General features: G+C 65.2%; 18 protein-coding genes and 1 rRNA gene. 10 read left to right on the top strand and 9 right to left on the bottom strand.

Translation table 11 applies throughout. From position 1 onward, the window contains the following. Positions 1-93: 93 nt before the first annotated feature. Together MVF76_RS04720 and bfr are read left to right on the top strand one after the other, a co-directional pair. Positions 94-297, top strand: coding sequence for a (2Fe-2S)-binding protein (locus tag MVF76_RS04720; protein ID WP_297527641.1), 204 nt, complete (start codon positions 94-96; stop codon positions 295-297). 81 nt (positions 298-378) lie between these two features. Continuing rightward, positions 379-843, top strand: a complete 465-nt coding sequence (gene bfr, locus MVF76_RS04715) for a bacterioferritin (RefSeq protein WP_297527640.1) — start codon at positions 379-381, stop codon at positions 841-843. 62 nt (positions 844-905) lie between these two features. Here bfr and MVF76_RS04710 read toward each other — a convergent pair whose 3' ends face one another. The 7 genes from MVF76_RS04710 to MVF76_RS04680 all read right to left on the bottom strand — a co-directional run bounded on the left by MVF76_RS04710 (position 906) and on the right by MVF76_RS04680 (position 6,877). Further along, positions 906-1,685: a PepSY domain-containing protein gene (locus MVF76_RS04710; protein WP_297527639.1), complete on the bottom strand. Its 780-nt coding sequence runs from the start codon at positions 1,683-1,685 to the stop codon at positions 906-908. A 16-nt stretch (positions 1,686-1,701) separates the two neighbouring features. After that, the gene (locus MVF76_RS04705) at positions 1,702-2,223 is read right to left on the bottom strand and encodes an FMN-binding protein (RefSeq protein ID WP_297527638.1); all 522 of its coding nucleotides are present in this window, start codon (positions 2,221-2,223) and stop codon (positions 1,702-1,704) included. 91 nt (positions 2,224-2,314) lie between these two features. Next, the gene (locus MVF76_RS04700; RefSeq protein WP_297527637.1) at positions 2,315-3,583 is read right to left on the bottom strand and encodes a porin; all 1,269 of its coding nucleotides are present in this window, start codon (positions 3,581-3,583) and stop codon (positions 2,315-2,317) included. A gap of 271 nt (positions 3,584-3,854) precedes the next feature. Then, the gene (gene hemJ, locus MVF76_RS04695) at positions 3,855-4,298 is read right to left on the bottom strand and encodes a protoporphyrinogen oxidase HemJ (RefSeq protein WP_297527636.1); all 444 of its coding nucleotides are present in this window, start codon (positions 4,296-4,298) and stop codon (positions 3,855-3,857) included. Between the two features lies 1 nt (position 4,299). Continuing rightward, positions 4,300-4,806 (bottom strand): peroxiredoxin family protein, encoded by a 507-nt coding sequence (locus MVF76_RS04690; protein WP_297527635.1) that lies wholly within the window; start codon positions 4,804-4,806, stop codon positions 4,300-4,302. Further along, the gene (locus MVF76_RS04685; RefSeq protein ID WP_297527634.1) at positions 4,803-5,480 is read right to left on the bottom strand and encodes a DUF4126 family protein; all 678 of its coding nucleotides are present in this window, start codon (positions 5,478-5,480) and stop codon (positions 4,803-4,805) included. Before MVF76_RS04685 ends, MVF76_RS04690 begins: the two co-directional genes overlap by 4 nt. Positions 5,481-5,569: 89 nt before the next feature. Next, on the bottom strand, positions 5,570-6,877 hold the full coding sequence (locus MVF76_RS04680; RefSeq protein ID WP_297527633.1) for a chloride channel protein: 1,308 nt from the start codon (positions 6,875-6,877) through the stop codon (positions 5,570-5,572). A 278-nt stretch (positions 6,878-7,155) separates the two neighbouring features. On the opposite strand from MVF76_RS04680, the gene argC reads away from it, so the two are divergent. From argC to MVF76_RS04650, 6 genes are all read left to right on the top strand, one after another. Then, the gene (gene argC, locus MVF76_RS04675) at positions 7,156-8,187 is read left to right on the top strand and encodes an N-acetyl-gamma-glutamyl-phosphate reductase (RefSeq protein ID WP_297527632.1); all 1,032 of its coding nucleotides are present in this window, start codon (positions 7,156-7,158) and stop codon (positions 8,185-8,187) included. A 9-nt stretch (positions 8,188-8,196) separates the two neighbouring features. After that, a complete protein-coding gene (locus MVF76_RS04670) occupies positions 8,197-8,931 on the top strand; it encodes a DUF6776 family protein (protein ID WP_297527631.1) in 735 nt (244 codons plus the stop codon). Positions 8,932-8,952: 21 nt separating this feature from the next. Then, positions 8,953-9,378, top strand: a complete 426-nt coding sequence (locus MVF76_RS04665; RefSeq protein ID WP_297527630.1) for a bactofilin family protein — start codon at positions 8,953-8,955, stop codon at positions 9,376-9,378. Positions 9,379-9,447: 69 nt separating this feature from the next. Further along, a complete protein-coding gene (erpA, locus tag MVF76_RS04660) occupies positions 9,448-9,804 on the top strand; it encodes an iron-sulfur cluster insertion protein ErpA (RefSeq protein WP_297527629.1) in 357 nt (118 codons plus the stop codon). A gap of 106 nt (positions 9,805-9,910) precedes the next feature. Further along, entirely contained in the window at positions 9,911-11,068 is a 1,158-nt protein-coding gene (locus MVF76_RS04655; RefSeq protein ID WP_297527628.1) for a citrate synthase, read from the top strand. Between the two features lie 18 nt (positions 11,069-11,086). Continuing rightward, positions 11,087-12,532 (top strand): TrkH family potassium uptake protein, encoded by a 1,446-nt coding sequence (locus MVF76_RS04650; protein WP_297527627.1) that lies wholly within the window; start codon positions 11,087-11,089, stop codon positions 12,530-12,532. A 7-nt stretch (positions 12,533-12,539) separates the two neighbouring features. Here MVF76_RS04650 and MVF76_RS04645 read toward each other — a convergent pair whose 3' ends face one another. Together MVF76_RS04645 and MVF76_RS04640 are read right to left on the bottom strand one after the other, a co-directional pair. Next, positions 12,540-13,649 (bottom strand): anhydro-N-acetylmuramic acid kinase, encoded by a 1,110-nt coding sequence (locus tag MVF76_RS04645; protein WP_297527626.1) that lies wholly within the window; start codon positions 13,647-13,649, stop codon positions 12,540-12,542. 26 nt (positions 13,650-13,675) lie between these two features. Beyond that, on the bottom strand, positions 13,676-15,196 hold the full coding sequence (locus MVF76_RS04640; RefSeq protein ID WP_297527625.1) for an OapA family protein: 1,521 nt from the start codon (positions 15,194-15,196) through the stop codon (positions 13,676-13,678). Between the two features lie 504 nt (positions 15,197-15,700). Here MVF76_RS04640 and tyrS point away from each other — a divergent pair. Together tyrS and MVF76_RS04630 are read left to right on the top strand one after the other, a co-directional pair. Next, the gene (tyrS, locus tag MVF76_RS04635; RefSeq protein WP_297527624.1) at positions 15,701-16,900 is read left to right on the top strand and encodes a tyrosine--tRNA ligase; all 1,200 of its coding nucleotides are present in this window, start codon (positions 15,701-15,703) and stop codon (positions 16,898-16,900) included. Between the two features lie 362 nt (positions 16,901-17,262). Next, a 16S ribosomal RNA gene (locus MVF76_RS04630) occupies positions 17,263-18,237 on the top strand; the annotation flags it as partial.

Raw genomic sequence — 18,237 nt, 5'->3', positions numbered from 1 at the left:
TTGTTTTATGGAATACAATTGACAACGATTCGCATTTAGGTTTGAATACAGACAGCGAATCGATCAACCGCAAGGGCGAGAGGAGACCGCAACATGTACGTGTGCCTGTGCAAGGGGGTGACCTGCAGCCAGATCCGCGAACGTGTGCGTCAGGGGGAGGCGCAGAGCCTGCGCGATCTCAGCCAGTCGCTGGGCGTGGCGACCCAGTGCGGCAAGTGCGGGCGTTGCGCGCGCGCACTGATCGACGAGGAACGCGAGAGCTGCAGCCTGGACGATCCCGCCCTGCAGTGCGCCTGAGCGCCCGCCGCGGCGCAAGGCCGCGCTGATCGGCTACACTTCCCATTCCCGTTTCATTTCCCAGTCACCGGAGGACCCCGCATGAAGGGAGACCCGAAGGTCATCGATTATCTCAACCAGGCGCTGCGCAACGAACTCACCGCCATCAACCAGTACTTCCTGCATGCCCGCATGTACGAGAACTGGGGCCTGAAGGAACTGAACGAGCACGAATACCAGGAATCCATCGACGAGATGAAGCATGCCGATGCGCTGATCCGGCGTATCCTGTTCCTGGAGGGGCTGCCCAACCTCCAGGACCTGGGCAAGCTCAAGGTGGGTGAACAGGTCGAGGAAATGCTCAGGTGCGACCTGGCCCTGGAGCAGGAGGCCGTGCCCCTGCTGCGCGAGGCCATTGCCTATTGCGAGAGCTGCAAGGACTATGTCAGTCGCGAGCTGTTCGAGGACATCCTCGAGAGCGAGGAAGAACACATCGACTGGCTGGAAACCCAGCTGGAACTGATCGGCAAGGTGGGCCTGCAGAACTACCTGCAGTCGAAGATGTGAGCCATCGCGGGTGTGCAGGGTGCGCTCTGCGCACCTGCGTGAATGCGTCAAGAGGTCGGGCGCTATTTCCGTGAACGGCCGGCGGGCCGTTCGTGGCGCTGGTGGCGCTTGATCTGGATGCGCAGGAAGATCCAGCTGCCGCTCAGTGCCAGCAGGATCAGGAGCACGGCGGCCGCATCCATGACCCAGGGGCCGTAGCGTCCGAAGAAACGCCCTGAGTGCCAGTCGAGCAGGACCCGTTCCCAGGGCAGGATCTCTCCGCGATAGTGTGCCTCAAGCGCCCGGCGCAGGCCGTCGGGCAACGGTCCCGGTCGCACCCATTCGGTGGTCGCCGCGTCGCCCGTCCAGCGTTCCCAGCGCAGGAAGTCCTTGTCGGCGGCATAGAGGGCATGCCCCCCCTCGACCAGCAGCCGTCCCTCTGCCGTAGTGCCCAGCTTGCGCATCCCTGCAGGCACACCCTCGGCGCCGGTCAGGCGCTCGATGAGATCGCCTTCCGGCGTGAGCAGCAGGATCTGGTCATCGGCCGCGACCGCAATCAGGTCGGTCAAGGCCACGGCGCCGATCAGGTTCTCGTATTCCCCCTCCAGCTCCCGTTGGTCGAGATACAGGTGTCGTCCCACCTGAGTCAGATGACGGCCCCCGCCCAGGGCGTAGCTGATGACCGCGTCCGGCATGCGGATGCCGTACCAGTCCAGGATCCAGGCAGTCTGAACGTGACGGCGGTCGAGTTGCAGGCGATCGGTGTGATTGAGCAGCAGGCCGGTCACTGCGAGTACCAGCACCAGGGCCGCAGCAACCAGGCCGGTGTAGCGATGCCAGAGATAAAAGGCCTTGAGCTTCATGCGTTGCCTGCCGGGTTCAGGGCTTGCGAATCTGCCGGTCTAGGAACAGTGCCAGCCGCGCCAGCTTCTTCATGGCGCGCACCGACAGGGTGGCGCCGGAGATGTTGTCGATGTGCCGGTCCAGTCTGCCTTCCTCGTCGAGGCCCGCCTGGTCGAACTGGCGGGTAAAGAATTCGTGTCGTACCTCGTAGCCACGGGACTCGCGGAACACCAGTACCCGGATACGCTCGATGCGCCCATTTTCGACCACGACACCGGTGGTGATGGGCTGTTCCTTGCCGATCTCTTCCAGGATCCAGGCAGTACGCGGACCCCGTTGCCAGTAGCGGATGCGCAGGCTGGGATAGCGGTGGCCGAGGATGCGCTTGACGCCGGCCCTGATCTCGCCGCGGAGCCACAGCACCCGCGCTTCCGGTACCTGGCCGGCAAAGACTTCGTCGAGAAAGGCCTCGGGGGTCTGGTACACGCCACGCGCCGCTGCGGGGCCACACGCCAGGGGCAGGAGCAGGAGCAGGGCGTGCATCAGGTGTCTGAACATGATGATGGGTCCATGCATGGAGCTGGAACGGTGATACGGGGCCCGCAAGCGGGCCCCGTATTGTGCCTGACCCGAAGGTCCGGATACAGCGTCAGAACTGATAGCCCACGCCCAGGTTGAAGCCGTTGCGGTCCTGGCCGTCGTCGTTGTCCTGGAACTCCAGGTCGGCCTTCAGCACCACGTCGGGATGGATCCACCAGTTGAGGCCGGCATTCCACTGGGTCTTGCCGGTGTTGGCGCCGGCACCGGTGTCGCTGCCGGCCTGGTTGTCCCAGTCGTTGTAGCGTGCGAACAGCCCCAGCTTCTCCGAGAACTTGTAGGAGGGCTCGATGTACCAGCCGCGCTGCTTGTCCGCGCCGATGGCCGCCGGTCCGCTGCCGTCCAGATCCCACTGGGCATAGAGCGCCTTCACGGTGAAGGGTCCGGTGTTGTAGACCCCGGTGACGCCCAGCAGATTGGCCGATCCTGCGTTCGGGTCGGTGCCCTGGGTGACGTCGGACTGGTACTGCCAGAAGGCCGTCAGATCCAGTCCCGTGAGTCCGTTCCAGCGGATGCGGCCGGTAAAGGCAAGATCTTCCGCAACCGCCTTGCTGGTCTTCTGGCGGCCCTTGCGCACCGCGTAGTTGTCTGCCGCGCTCATGTTCATGCCCTCGTGCAGCGCCGCGTCGAAGCTCCAGCCCGGCGCGATCTCGCCGGTCAGCATGGCGCCGCCCACCCACCAGGTAGTAGGAATGATATTGGCCTCCACGGGATTGCGCTCCACGCCATAGAAGCGCGGCGGCTCGTGCACCTCGTTGAGGAAGCCGGCCGGCACCAGCAACAGGCCGGCGCGGGCCCGCAGGCGCTCGTTCAGGTCCATCTCGAGGTAACCCTGTTCGAGATAGACACCGCCGTCGCTGTTGTTGTCTATCGAGGCGTGCTCGTATTCGATTTCCGAGAAGAAGCGAATGCGGTCGGAGAACTCGTGGCCGAGAAACAGGATGGCGCGGTGAAAATCGATCTCGTTCTTGTCGGAGGCGCCGCCATCGCCCTCGAGGTTGTTGTAGTGCAGCTCGCCATAGCCGCCCACGATGGTGCGTCCGCTGCTGCCGTGTTCGAACGGTGAATGTGCTGCCCCGAGTGCAGCCTTCCGTTCCCCGCCCGAGGCCGGTGCGCTGCTGGCGATTTCGTCGAGCATCTCGCCGGTGGCCTCGACCTTCTCGTCGGTATCGGCGAGGCGGGCCTTGAGATCCGCGATTTCCTTTTGCTGCTGCTGGATGATCCGCCACATCTCCTCTGCGGTCGGCATGCGGTCCGCCTGGGCGGCGGTGGTGGCCATCAGGCCGGTGAGTGCGCTGGCCAACAGGGTGCGCTTGTGCATTGCTAGTTTCTCCCCTTGGATTCGGTCGCGGCACCCAGGGTGCCGCCGGGTTGCGGTTGTTGGACCGGCGTCCGTGCGCCGGAGAGCACATCTTAGTAGAATCAGTAACGCAAATGCAAACGGTTCGTATTTACAACTTGAAGGAGACGGTGAGATCTAGGAGAAACAACGGGTTATCTGGTCACGCTTTCTGGGTTAACCCGCATGTTGCACCAGGGGCTGCGGATGATGGCGGATTTGCTGCGCGGGCGGTGAACGGCCTGAGGGTCTGTCAGAAGGGTTTGAGCATGACCAGCAGTACGATGCCGATCAGGGCGAACACGGGCAGTTCGTTCATCCAGCGATAGTAGACATGGCTGTGCCGGTTGCGATCATGCCGGAAATCCATCAACCACTTGCCGCAGGCGAGGTGGTAGACCACCAGCAGGGCCACCAGCGCGAGCTTGGCATGCAGCCAGCCGGCCCTGGCGTAGGCCGGCCAGTTGTCGGCCAGCATCCACAGGCCGAGCGCGATGGTGAAAATGGCGCCGGGGGTCATGATGCCGAAGAACAGCTTTCGTTCCATGATCTTGAAGCGGTCGTTGCCGGCGGCGTCCTCGGTCATGGCGTGGTAGACGAACAGCCGCGGCAGGTAGAACAGGCCGGCGAACCAGGTCACCATGAAGATGACGTGGAAGGCGAGCACCCAGGGCAGGCTGGTGTAGGCGGCGTGCATTTCAGGCCCCGGGCAGCATGCCAAGGATCTGGGCGCGCAACGCGTCCATGTCCATTTCGCCGATCTTGTGCCGCACGATGCGCCCGTCCGGCGCGATCAGGAAAGAGGTGGGGGTGAGCCTCACGTCACCGAAGGCCAACGCATGCTTGCCTTCAGTGTCGAGCACGATGGGGTAGGGAATCTGTCTTGCCTCGCGCATGGCGAGCACGTGATTCGGCGGATCATAGGCCATGGCGATACCGATCAGTTCCAGCCCCTTGGGATGCAACGCCTCGTAAAGCTCGATCAGATGCGGCATCTCCTTGATGCAGCCGGGACAGCTGGTGGCCCAGAAGGTGACCAGCACGGGCCGGCCGCGCAACTCGGCCAGGTCGATGGTTTCGCCATCCAGCGTGGTGACGCTGATCTCGGGTGCCCTCTCCAGCCCCTGTGGCGACAGCCAGATCCAGCCGAGGACGGCGAGCAGGACAACGGCGAACAGCGCGATCAGTGAATCCTTGAGTTTCATGGGTCTCCCGTGGAATTGGTGCCCGGCGGCAGCCGGTTCTCGTGGCTGGGACCCGCCGACGGCGGCTCGGGTTCCCTCTTTCGTCCCAGCAGCCGGCCGACAAAGGCAAACAGGCGGCGGATGCCCCGCCAGATCCTCGGCAGCAGCCAGGCCACCAGCAGGATAAACAGGGCCAGCAGCACGATGAAGAGCCAGGGATGGTGCAGCGCCGTCCACAGCCCGGCGATGACGGCGATGTCCTCGCCGATGGACGCCGCCCAGTTGCTGAAGGGTTCGGGCGAGCTGTTGATGAGCACCCGCGAGCCGGCCTTGGTGGCGTGGCTAGTGGCGGCCAGGGTGCCTCCGACCAGTCCCGCCGCAATCTGCGCGGCCTGGCTGACGTCACCCACCGCGCCCGCGGCCAGCACCGCGCCTGCGGGAATGCGGATGAAACTGTGGATGGCGTCCCAGCCGGTGTCCACGCCGGGGGTCTTGTCGGCGAAGAATTCCACGCAGTACATGAAGCCGGCGGCGAACAGTACCAGCGGGTCGCTGAGTACCTGCAGGTCCGGCGGCAGGGTGATGTCTCCGGTCATACCCAGGTAGCCGAGCATGAAGATGGCGGCATAGAGGTTGATGCCGCTGGCCCAGGCGACGCCCATGGTGAGCGCGATGGTCTGAACGATGGGGTCCATGTACGGCCTCCCGCTGTGCCCGCGAGGGCGGGTCCGGTATCCATCATACCGGAGTGGCCGGTCGCGATCCTGAAATGGACGCGCCTTGCTCAGCCGCCGGCCGCGGGTTCCTTCGCGGACCCGGGCCGGAAGCCGTTTGCCAGCGCCTGGTAGATGGGCGTGGGACAGACCATCCGCGAGGTCGCGTAGGCAAGGAAGGCAGTGGCCATCAGCGGCAGCAGCAGGTCGGTGTTGTCGGTCATCTCCATGACGATGACGAAGGCCGTGATCGGGGTCTGCACCACGCCGGTGAAGTAGCCGACCATGCCCAGGATGATGATGGCGCCCGCCGGATAGGCCGGGAACCAGTCGGCGAAGACCGAGCCGACGCCGGCACCGGCGGCCAGCGAGGGTGCGAAGATGCCGCCCGGGATGCCGCTCAGATAGGACACCCAGGTGGCGGCCATCTTGAGCAGCGAATAGCTCTCCGGCAGTTCCGCCTCTGCCGTTAGCACCCCCCGGGCCTCGTGGTAGCCGGTGCCGAAGGTGAGTCCGCCCGACAGCCAGCCGATGACCGCCAGCGCCAGTCCGCAGCCCGCGGCCAGCAACAGCGGGCGTCGCCCGGCGATGGCCGCAATCGCCGAGGTGCTGCCGACCAGCAGTTGCGCGAACAGGCCGCCGATCAGGCCGCCGAGGATGCCGCAGACCAGGATCGGCAGCAGTACCTGGCTGGGCGCGAGCTGGGCGTGCGCCGTCCCGAAATAGGCATAGTTGCCCTGGATCGCGACCGCCGTGATGCCGGCGAGGAACACCGCCGTGAGCAGGGTGCCGCTGGTGCGTTCCTCGAACGAGCGCCCCATTTCCTCGATCGCGAACAGGATGCCGGCCAGCGGCGTGTTGAAGGCCGCGGCAATGCCCGCTGCACCGCCGGCGAGAATCAGGCCGCGATCCAGGTAGTGGTGCGGGAAGTGGGCGAAGCGCCCGAGCGAGAACATCACCGCAGCGCCGATGTGCACGGTCGGCCCCTCGCGGCCGATGGAGGCGCCGCTCAGCATGCCCAGCAGGCACAGCCCGATCTTGCTGAAGGCAATGCGGAAGGAGAGCAGCCGGCTGCGGCTGAGATGGTCGGTCATGTCCAGCGCGGCGATGGCCTGGGGGATGCCGGATCCGCGGGCCTCCGGCGCGACGCGCCGGGTCAGCCAGGCCACCGTCACCAGTCCGGCCGGGCAGAGCAGAAAGGTGACCCAAAGCCGGTCGTCGATGCCGTGACGAAACAGCTCGTTGGCCCACTCCGTGGCCAGTGCGAAGCCGGTCGCCAACAGGCCCACCAGCACCGCGCCGCTCCAGAACAGGATGCGCGCCTTCCAGGCCTGGGGCGAAAGCAGGTCTTTGCCGGAATGGCGGAAGTGGTGGAACATGGGAGGACTCGTGGCGGCGTGCGCCGCTCATGCTAAGGCAGCCGCCGCAACGGGTGCAAGGCGCGGCCGGTGTTCAAGCGCCGGGCTCGCCCCCATATTGCACCAGGGCGGAAGCGGGCGGGGGGCGACCTGTTGTCCTGGTGCACAATCAACCGGGTTTCTTGCCCATGGCCCGGAGTACGATGTGTGCCCGCCATCATCCCAGCCCCTGGCGCAATATGCGGGCCAGGCTTTACCATGGGCGGCCTGTTTCACAGTCGATCGAGGTTCGGGCAGTCATGATTCGGGTGGGCGTGGTCGGAGGTACCGGTTACACCGGCGTGGAACTGTTGCGGCTGCTGGCGGGGCATCCCGAGGTGCGGCTGGAGGCCATTACCTCGCGGGGCGAGGCCGGCCGCCCGGTGGCCGAGCTGTTCCCCAACCTGCGCGGCCATGTGGACCTGTGCTTCAGCGAGCCGGATGTCGCCCGGCTCGGCCGCTGCGACCTGGTGTTCTTCGCCACCCCCAATGGCATCGCCATGGGGATGGTGCCGGAACTGCTCGCGGCCGGTGCGCGGGTGATCGATCTGGCTGCAGACTTCCGCCTGCGCGACGCCAGCCAGTGGGCGCAGTGGTACGGCATGGAACACGCCTGCCCCGGGCTGCTCGCCGAGGCGGTGTACGGCCTGCCCGAGGTCAACCGCGCTGCCATCCGCGAGGCGCGGCTGGTGGCCAATCCCGGCTGTTATCCGACCGCGGTGCAACTGGGCCTGCTGCCGCTGCTCGAAGCGGGCGTGGTGTCGGCCGAGGGTCTGATCGCCGACTGCAAGTCCGGCATCAGCGGCGCCGGGCGCAAGGCGGCCGTGGGCACGCTGCTGGCCGAGGCCGGCGATTCCTTCAAGGCCTACGCCGTACCCGGCCACCGTCACCTGCCCGAGATCCGGCAGGGTCTGGAGGCCGCCACGGGCGCGCCGGTGGAACTGACCTTCGTGCCGCACCTCACGCCCATGATCCGCGGCATTCATGCCACCCTCTATGCCCGCTTGCGCGATCCCGACCGCGACCTGCAGGCGCTGTTCGAGGCGCGCTATCGCGATGAGCCCTTCGTCGACGTGTTGCCGCCGGGCGCCCATCCCGAGACCCGCAGCGTGCGCGGCGCCAATCACTGCCGGATTGCAGTGCACCGGCCCCAGGACGGCGACACCCTGGTGGTGCTGAGCGTGATCGACAATCTGGTGAAGGGCGCAGCGGGCCAGGCGGTGCAGAACATGAACCTGATGTTCGGCCTCGACGAGGCGCTGGGCCTGGGCGGCATCGGCCTGCTGCCCTGAGCGTCGCGCATGGATGCCCATCGCACCGAGGTCTTCGTCTACCGTGCCTGGAAACTTCGGATGGCGCTGGCCCTGCTCGCGGTGCTGGCCCTGGTCGGCGGCTGGCAACTGTATCGCATGGGCGGCAGTCATGCCGAGGCCGAGCTGCTGCGGCTCGGCGCCGAGCGCGATCGACTGGCGCAGGAACTGGCGGCGGCACACGAGCGTCTGGCGGAGGCCGAGCGCTCGCTGGCGCTGCTCCAGCGTGCGCGCCAGGTCGACGAGGCGGCCTACGCGGAGATCCGTCGTGACCGGGCAGCGCTGGAGCAGCAGATCCACGACCTGCAGAAGGAACTCACGTTCTACCGGGGCATCATGGCCCCGGAAACCAGCCGTATCGGCCTTCAGGCCCAGGGGTTCGTGGTCGAGCCGATCCCCGGGCTGGAGAACGGCTACCGGTTCCGGCTGGTGCTGGTGCAGATCAAGAAGAACGACCGCGTCGCGAGCGGGCGGGTGCGGCTGGCGGTCACCGGCCAGCAGGGCGGGGCCGCAAAGACGCTCGAGCAGGCGGACATCAGCGCCGACGCAAGCCGTGATTTCAAGTACCGTTTCCGCTATTTCCAGAATATCCAGGGGGAATGGCGGTTCCCGCCCGGCTTCGTGCCCGAGCGCGTGACTGTGAAGGCGATCCCGTCACGGCGCGGCGCCGATCCGCTAGAATGGACCTTTGAATGGCCGGCGGAGCACCCGCAGGCGCCGGCCTGAGGCAGCCAGGGAGACAGTGCCATGTTCGGAATCAAGCTCAGGAAGAGCCCGGCGCGCATCGATACGCTGATCGGGCAGCAGACGGTGATCGAGGGCGACATCCGCTTCAGCGGCGGCCTGCATGTGGATGGGACCATCAAGGGCAACGTGATCGCGGAGGGCGGCGACGCCCTGCTGATGGTCAGCGAACATGGTCGTATCGAGGGTGAGGTGCAGGTGCCCACCCTGATGCTCAACGGCACCGTCATCGGGGATGTCCATGCCGCCGAGCGGGTCGAGCTGGCGGCGCAGGCACGGGTGACCGGCAATGTCTATTACAGCCTGATCGAGATGGCCATGGGGGCCGAGGTCAATGGCAACCTGGTGCATCGCGGAACCCGCGAGCCGGCACCGGTGACCCGCATCGACGAGGCCGGCGAGGATGGCTTGGCCACCCGGAATTCTTGACTGCCGTACTCGGAAAAAGGATAATTTTGCCATTTCCGAACCATCCGGCACTTGCTGTGGAGAACTGAAATGAGCGAAACCGCTGCGACCGAAACCGAATCGCCGTTGATCTTTACCGAGGCGGCGGCCCTCAAGGTCAAGAGTCTGATCGAGGAGGAAGACAACCCCAACCTCAAGCTGCGCGTGTTCATCACCGGCGGCGGCTGCTCGGGCTTCCAGTACGGCTTTACCTTCGACGAGGACATCAACGAGGGTGATACCACCGTCGAGCAGTGCGGCGTGACCCTGCTGGTCGATCCCATGAGCTTCCAGTATCTGGTCGGCGCCGAGATCGACTACAAGGAAGATCTCGAGGGTGCGCAATTCGTGATCCGCAATCCCAACGCGACCACGACCTGCGGCTGCGGTTCCTCCTTCTCGGCCTGAGTCGCTGCATCACGGATCAAGGGGGCGCCTGGCGCCCCCTTTTCCTTTTCCGGGTCCCGCTTTGCTATGCTTTGCGCCTGCCCGTCCACTTGCGTGAGGATGCACCATGAGCGAATACCTGCCGGGTCTCGAAGGCGTTCCCGCCACCAAGTCGAACATTTCCGATCTCGACGGCAAGCGCGGCATCCTGACCTATCGCGGTTATCGCATCGCCGATCTGGCCCGCTGCAGCAGCTTCGAGGAAACGGCCATGCTGCTGCTGGACGGACGCTTGCCTACCCGCAAGGAACTGACGGAATTCGATCATCAGCTTCGCGACAACCGGCGGGTCAAGTACAACATCCGGGAAATGATGAAGTACCTCCCCGAGACCGGGCATCCGATGGAAATGCTGCAGAGTGCGATCGCGGCCCTGTCCATGTTCTATCCCGGCGACGAGTGCCTGACCGGCAGTGATGTCTGCGAGGATCTCAACTACGTGCACAACATGTCGGTGAAGATCCTCGCCCGCATGGCCACCATCGTGGCCATGTGGGAACACCTGCGCAACGGCTACGACCCGATCGAACCGCGCAGGGATCTGACCTACGCCGAGAACCTGCTGTACATGTTCAATGGCGAGGATCCGGACCCCGACTATGCACGGATCATGGATGCCTGCCTGATACTGCATGCCGAGCACACCATCAATGCCTCCACCTTTGCCGCGCTGGTCGCCGGTTCCACCCTGGCCAGCCCCTACCTGGTGATTGCCGCTGCGGTCGGTACCCTCGCAGGCCCCCTGCACGGCGGCGCCAACCAGAAGGTGGTGCAGATGCTGCGTGAGATCGGCTCGCCGGATCGCGTCGAGGCCTGGCTGGACGAGCAGCTGGAGCACAAGCGCAAGATCTGGGGTTTTGGCCATCGCGAGTACAAGGTCAAGGATCCGCGCGCCACCATCCTGCAAAACATGATGATGGAGCTGATGGAAAAGCGCGGCGGCGAGGTCACGCCCCTGTTCGAGATCGCGCTGGCGCTGGAGAAGGCCGCGGAGCAGCGTCTCGGCGCCAAGGGCGTGTACCCCAATGTCGATTTCTACTCCGGGCTGCTGTATCTGCAAATGGGTATCCCCGAGGACCAGTTCACTTCCATCTTTGCCGTGGCCCGCTGTGCCGGCTGGCTGGCGCACTGGCGCGAGCAACTCAAGGACAACCGCATCTTCCGTCCCACCCAGGTCTATACCGGCGAACAGGAACGCGACTACGTGCCGATCGATCAGCGCTGAACGGCAGGCGGTACCGGCATGATCCAGTTGCGGCCGCTGCTGTTCATCGTTGGCCTGTTCCTGGTGGCGCTCGGCGTGCTCATGCTGGTACCCGCGCTGCTGATGATGCTGCGCCAGGAAGGGCACTGGAACGCCTTCATGCTGGCTGCCGCCGTCACGGCCTTTTGCGGCGCCGTTGCTGTGGTGTTCAACCGCCAGTCCGAGTTTTCCCTCAGCACCCGCCAGGCCTTTGTCCTGACCACCCTGGTCTGGTGTTCGGTGAGCGCCTTTGCCGCGTTGCCGCTGATGTTTGTCGAGCACATCGGTTTTACCGATGCCTTCTTCGAGACCATGTCCGGCATTACCACCACCGGCGCCACGGTGCTCAGTGGTCTGGAGCATCATGCCAGCGGTATCCTGCTGTGGCGCTCCCTGCTGCAATGGGCCGGGGGCATCGGTTTCATCGTCATGGGCGTTGCCATCCTGCCCTTTCTCAGGGTCGGCGGCATGCGGCTGTTCCAGTCCGAGTCATCGGACTGGTCGGAAAAGGCCTTTCCGCGCTTTGCCAGCGTGGCGCGCGCCATTGCAGCCATCTATCTCGGCCTGACCGTGCTGGGCTTTCTCGCCTACCGGATGGCGGGCATGGACGACTTCGATGCCCTGAACCACATCATGACCACCATCTCCACCGGTGGTTACTCGACCTATGACGATTCCATGGGGCATTTCCCGCAACCGGCCATTCACTGGGTCAGCGTGCTGTTCATGCTGCTGGGGGGGCTGCCCTTCACCCTCTACATTCATGCCCTGCGTGGCCGGCCGGGGCTGCTGTGGCGGGACGCGCAGGTGCGCGGCTTCCTGGGCTTCGTGGCCTTCATCAGCCTGGTGTTGATTGCCTGGCTTTGGCTGCGCGGCGACGAGGGACTGGGTGTGATAGCGACGCGCGTGGTGTTCAACGTGGTGTCGGTGATCACCACCACGGGCTACGTCTCCCATGACTATCAGAGCTGGGGGCCGTTCGCGGCAGTGGTGTTTTTCTATCTCATGTTCGTCGGCGCCTGCTCCGGCTCGACCACGGGCTCGATCAAGGTGTTCCGCTTCCAGGTCGCCTGGATGCTGCTGCGCGCGCAGTTGCACCGGCTGGTGCATCCGACGGCGGTGATTCGCGAGCGGTACAACGGCCGCGAGATCGGTGACGACGTCATCCGTTCCATCGTCGCCTTTTCCTTCTTCTTCGGGTTGACCATCGGTCTGCTGGCGCTGGGCCTGGCCATGCAGGGGCTGGATTTCGTCACCAGCCTCACCGCTGCGGTCACGTCGGTGACCAACGTCGGCCCCGGGCTGGGTGATGTGGTGGGTCCGACCGGCAACTTTGCCAGCCTGCCCGACGCCTCCAAGTGGATGCTGAGTGCCGGCATGCTGCTCGGGCGGCTGGAGATCATGACCGTGGTGGTGCTGTTCACACCCACCTTCTGGAAGGGCTGAGCGCCACTCAGCGCGGATAGATCGCGCCCAGGGTCCGCGGGCCTGCGGCACCGGTGACGCCGGGCAGATTACCGGGGCGGCCAGCCAGGGTTTCCCGTGCCAGCCAGGCAAAGGCCACCGCTTCGACCCATTCCGCAGGCAGGCCATGCGCGTCGGTCGGTTCCACGGCGGTTTCCGGGAGCCGGTGTTGCAGGCGCCGCAGCAGGTCGCCGTTGCGCGCGCCGCCTCCGCAGACCAGCAGGCGATGGCAGCCGCTGCCCCACTGTTGGATCGCATCGGCGATACTGCGCGCGGTCAGTTCCGCCAGTGTGGCCTGCGCGTCCGCAGGTGCGATGCCGGCGGGCAGTCGCTGCTTCACCCACTCGAGGTCGAAGTGTTCGCGGCCGGTGCTCTTGGGTGGTGGCCTCCGAAACCAGGGGTCCTCCAGCAGCCGGGCCAGCAGGGTTTCGTCCACGCGCCCGCCCGCCGCCCAGGCACCGTCGCGGTCGAAGGCCTCGCCGCGGCATTTGCGGATCCAGCCGTCCAGCAGCACGTTGCCCGGCCCGGTGTCGAAGCCGGTGACCGGTGCCGCAGGGTCGCCGGGCAGCAGGGTGAGATTGGCCATGCCGCCGATGTTGAGTACGGCGCGGTCCTCGTCCGGTGCGCGAAACAGGGCGGCGTGGAAGGCGGGCACCAGCGGCGCACCCTGACCACCGGCGGCGACATCGCGGCGACGGAAGTCGGCGACGGTGGTGATCCCGGTACGCTCGGCGATGCGGGCCGGGTCGCCGATCTGCAAGCTGAAGGCGGGTTGCAGGTCCGGGCGATGGCGCAGTGTCTGGCCATGGCTGCCGATGGCGGCGATTGCGTCCGCCGTGAGACCCGCGGCCTCGCGGACAGCGATTGCGGCGGCTGCGAAGCGCTCGCCCAGTTCGGCATCCAGCCGGCCCAGGGTGTCGAGGTCGGTGCAGTCGGAGGCGAGCGCGGTCAGCAGGCGGGAGCGCAGGTCGGCATCGAGCGGGTGAGCGACCGCCGCCAGCAGACGCGGCCGGTCATCGGTGAAGTCGACCACGACGGCGTCGATCGCGTCCAGGCTGGTGCCGGACATGAGGCCGATGAACAGGGTGGGCTCCGTCATGGGTCGGGGGAGCCTTCGGGGCCGGTTCAGTTGCCGTTCAGGGCGACCTGGGTCTCGCGTTCGCGGACCAGTTCGAGTTGGGCCAGCAGGGTCGCGGACTTGCGTTTGAAGTCCGCGGCGTAGCGCTTGTCGATGGGCGCCGCGGCCGGCAGCTTCACCGTCAGCGGATTGCGGTGCACACCGTTGATGCGGAATTCGTAGTGCAGGTGCGGCCCGGTAGCCAGGCCGGACTGGCCGATGTAGCCGATGACCTGGCCCTGCTTCACCCGGCTGCCGTTGCGGATGCCCCGGGCGATGCGCGACATGTGCGCATACAGGGTGCTGTAGCGGCTGCCGTGGGCGAGGATGACGGTGCGGCCATAGCCACCCTTGGTGCCGCGGAAGACCACCTTGCCGTCGCCGGTGGCCTTGATCGGCGTGCCGTAGGACGCGGCGTAATCGACACCCTTGTGGGCGCGGATGCGGTTCAGGATGGGATGCCTGCGCCCCAGGCTGAAGCGCGAGCTGATGCGGGAGAAGGCCACCGGCGTGCGCAGGAAGGCCTTGCGCATGCTGCGGCCCTCGGGGGTGTAGTAGTCCGTGCGGCCGCTGGCATCGGTGTAGCGTACGGCGCGATAGACGCGGCCCTGGTTGACGAACTCGGCGGCAAGGATGTCGCCCTGGCCGATGCGCTCGCCATCGAGATTGAGGTTCTCGTACAGCACGGTGAAACGGTCGCCCTTGCGGATGTCCAGGGCGAAGTCGATGTCCCAGCCGAAGATGTTGGCCAGTTCCATGGTGAGGTTGTCGCTGAGGCCGGCCCGTTGCGCGGCGACGAACAGCGAGCTGTCGATGGTGGCCGAGGCGTAGGCCGTCTCGCGTTCCGGCTGGCGGGCGATCTCCCTGGCGCTGAAACCTTCGTCGCCGCGCTCCACGATCAGGCCATGCAGCCGGTTCTTGTCGTACTGCAACGCCAGCAGCCGGCCGTCGTCGCCGATGCGGAAACGCAGGGTCTCGCCCGGGTGGATCTTCTTCAGGCTGGCGACGGGTTCACCGAGCGCCATGATGTCATGCAGCTCCCGGGCGCTGAGCTTCATGCGCGAAAAGATGCGGGCCAGGCTGTCGCCCGGGCGGACGGTGGTGGTTTCCCAGCGCCCTGCCGGTTCGGCGCCTGGCGCATGCGGCGTGCTGACTGCCACGTCCACGGCGGGATCGATCTCGACGGCCGGCGGATTCGGAACGGATGCGGGTGCCGCTGCCGATGGCCGTGTCGGCTCGGAGCTCGCGGGGTGCGGCAGGCTCAGCTTCGCGGTGCGCGGGGTCTGTATTGGCCTGGGACTCCCCGCAGTGGCCGTGATGTCCGGCAACGGCAGGGTGACGGCCTGTTCTCCGCCTCGGAGCGCGGCCTCGCGGTGAGCGGTGGCCTCCTCGGGGCCGGCCACGAACAGGGCGGCCCCGCCGATGGCTGCAAGCCCCAGCGCCCACCAGTGGAGCGAGGCGAATTTCCGTCGCCGCGCGGGTTCCAGCAGCGACTTGTAGTCCATGCGCACTTGCGACGAATAGGTCACGGAAATTCCTTGTGTTTCTCCGGGCCGAACAGTAGCGGCCATGGCACCGGCAGTCAATAGCTTGCCGGCCTTCAGTCAGGTTGTCGGCCGGCCTGAGAATTATCTGCAGCTTCCGTGCCACAGGAATCAACCGAGCTGCGGACCGGGTCTCCCAGTCTAGCCCGCATATTGCACCAGGTCGGAAGCGGGCGGCAGGCAACCTGTTGTCCTGGCGGGCAATGAACCGGGTTTCTTGCCCATGGCCCGGAGTACGATTTGTGCCCGCCCGCATCCTGCTGCGGCCCTGGCGGATTTTCGCTCGGCCTCGGGGGCGCTTCACGCAAGCCGTAGCGACGGCTACGGCTTGCGCTCCAGCCCTCCCCGAACCCGGCTGCAAATCCGCCATCATCCGCAGACCCTGGCGCAATATGCGGGCTAGCCGGGCGCAGGCGCGGGATATGTTAACCTGTGCGCCTTTTTCTTCGGCGACGCACCCAGCAACCAGTTATTCCAGGGAGTCAGTCAGTGGCAACACCGGAACAGGCGCTCGAACAGATCCGTCGCGGTGCGGCGGAGATCCTGGTCGAATCGGAGCTTCTCGAAAAGTTGAAGGAAAACAGGCCGCTGCGAATCAAGGCGGGATTCGATCCCACGGCACCCGACCTGCATCTGGGGCATACGGTGCTGATCAACAAGCTGCGCCAGTTCCAGGACCTCGGGCACGAGGTGCTGTTCCTGATCGGCGATTTCACCGGCATGATCGGCGACCCCACCGGCAAGAGCGCCACCCGCCCGCCGCTCACCCGCGACGAGGTGCTGGAGAACGCCCGCAGCTACGAGCAGCAGATCTTCAAGATCCTCGATCCCGAGAAGACCCTGGTGGTGTTCAATTCCAGCTGGATGAACGAGATGGACGCCGCCGACCTGATCCAGCTGGCGGCCCGTCACACGGTGGCGCGGATGCTGGAACGCGAGGACTTCGACAAGCGCTACCGAAGCGGCCAGCCCATCGCCATCCACGAGTTTCTCTATCCGCTGATCCAGGGCTACGACTCGGTGGCTCTCAAGGCCGATGTCGAGCTGGGCGGCACCGACCAGAAGTTCAACCTGCTGGTGGGCCGCGAGCTGCAGCGCCAGTACGGCCAGCCGCAACAGGTGGTGCTGATGATGCCCATCCTCGAGGGCCTGGACGGTGTGCAGAAGATGTCCAAATCGCTGGGCAACTATGTCGGGATCGACGAGCCGCCGGGGGAGATGTTCGGCAAGCTGATGTCGATCTCCGACGAGCTGATGTGGCGCTACTTCGAGCTGCTCAGCTTTCGGCCCATGACCGAGATCGAGGCCCTGCGCCGGGCCGTGGCCGAGGGCCGCAACCCCCGCGACGTCAAGTTCGAGCTGGCCCGCGAGATCGTTGCCCGTTTCCATGATGTTGTCGCTGCCGAGCGAGCTCAGGCCGAATTCGTCGCCCGCTTCCAGAAGGGGGTGCTGCCCGAGGAGCTGCCCGAGGTTCGGCTCGAAGCCCCGGAGGAAGGTCTGCCGCTGCCCAACCTGCTCAAGTCCGCCGGCCTGGTGTCCAGCACCTCCGAGGGACTGCGCATGATCCGCCAGGGCGCGGTGCGCCTCGACGGCGAGCGGGTCAGCGACACCGGCCGCTCATTGCCCCCCGGCACCGAGGTCGTGGTACAGGTCGGAAAGCGCCGTTTTGCCCGGGTTTTCCTGGCCTGAAGGCTCGTCGTGCCGAGCCACGGCGGGCGGGTTGAAATTATTTTGTCATGGGGTGTTGACGGCCCCGGGGGCCTGCGTATAATGCGCGGCTCCTGATCGATGACGCAGCCCGGCGGGCCGCTGGATCGGTCGGGAAACCAACCCCCAAGGGGTTGACGAAGCAGAAGATCGACCGCATAATAGATCTTCTTTGTCGGGCGCAGCTCCCGGCAGGCTCATTAACAATTTGATCAGGTGACTTGTGTGGGCGCTCACGTCGATGGTTGCGATGCCAACCAAATATCGATGAAGAGCGTCCAGAAATACCTGGACAGTAATTCATCGAGCAAGGATTGGTCGCCCTCAAAGCGACCGACAAACTTGAACTGAAGAGTTTGATCCTGGCTCAGATTGAACGCTGGCGGCATGCCTAACACATGCAAGTCGAACGGCAGCAGCAGAAAGCTTGCTTTCTGGCTGGCGAGTGGCGGACGGGTGAGTAACGCGTAGGAATCTGCCCTTCAGTGGGGGACAACCTGGGGAAACTCAGGCTAATACCGCATACGCTCCACGGAGGAAAGCGGGGGATCTTCGGACCTCGCGCTGAAGGATGAGCCTACGTCCGATTAGCTTGTTGGTGGGGTAACGGCCTACCAAGGCGACGATCGGTAGCTGGTCTGAGAGGATGATCAGCCACACTGGGACTGAGACACGGCCCAGACTCCTACGGGAGGCAGCAGTGGGGAATATTGGACAATGGGCGAAAGCCTGATCCAGCAATGCCGCGTGTGTGAAGAAGGCCTGCGGGTTGTAAAGCACTTTCAGTAGGGAGGAAAAGCACCGGGCTAATACCCCGGTGTCTTGACGTAACCTACAGAAGAAGCACCGGCTAACTCCGTGCCAGCAGCCGCGGTAATACGGAGGGTGCGAGCGTTAATCGGAATTACTGGGCGTAAAGCGCGCGTAGGCGGCTGGGTAAGTCGGATGTGAAAGCCCCGGGCTTAACCTGGGAATTGCATTCGATACTGCCCGGCTAGAGTCTGGTAGAGGGTAGCGGAATTTCCGGTGTAGCGGTGAAATGCGTAGATATCGGAAGGAACACCAGTGGCGAAGGCGGCTGCCTGGACCAAGACTGACGCTGAGGTGCGAAAGCGTGGGGAGCAAACAGGATTAGATACCCTGGTAGTCCACGCCGTAAACGATGTCAACTAGCCGTTGGGCTCATTTAAGAGTTTAGTGGCGCAGCTAACGCGATAAGTTGACCGCCTGGGGAGTACGGCCGCAAGGTTAAAACTCAAAGGAATTGACGGGGGCCCGCACAAGCGGTGGAGCATGTGGTTTAATTCGATGCAACGCGA

This window comes from Thiohalobacter sp. (genome assembly GCF_027000115.1).
GTDB lineage: Bacteria > Pseudomonadota > Gammaproteobacteria > Thiohalobacterales > Thiohalobacteraceae > JALTON01.
The sequence above is the reverse complement of the archived record's forward strand: the minus strand, read 5'-3'. Positions and strand labels throughout refer to the sequence as shown.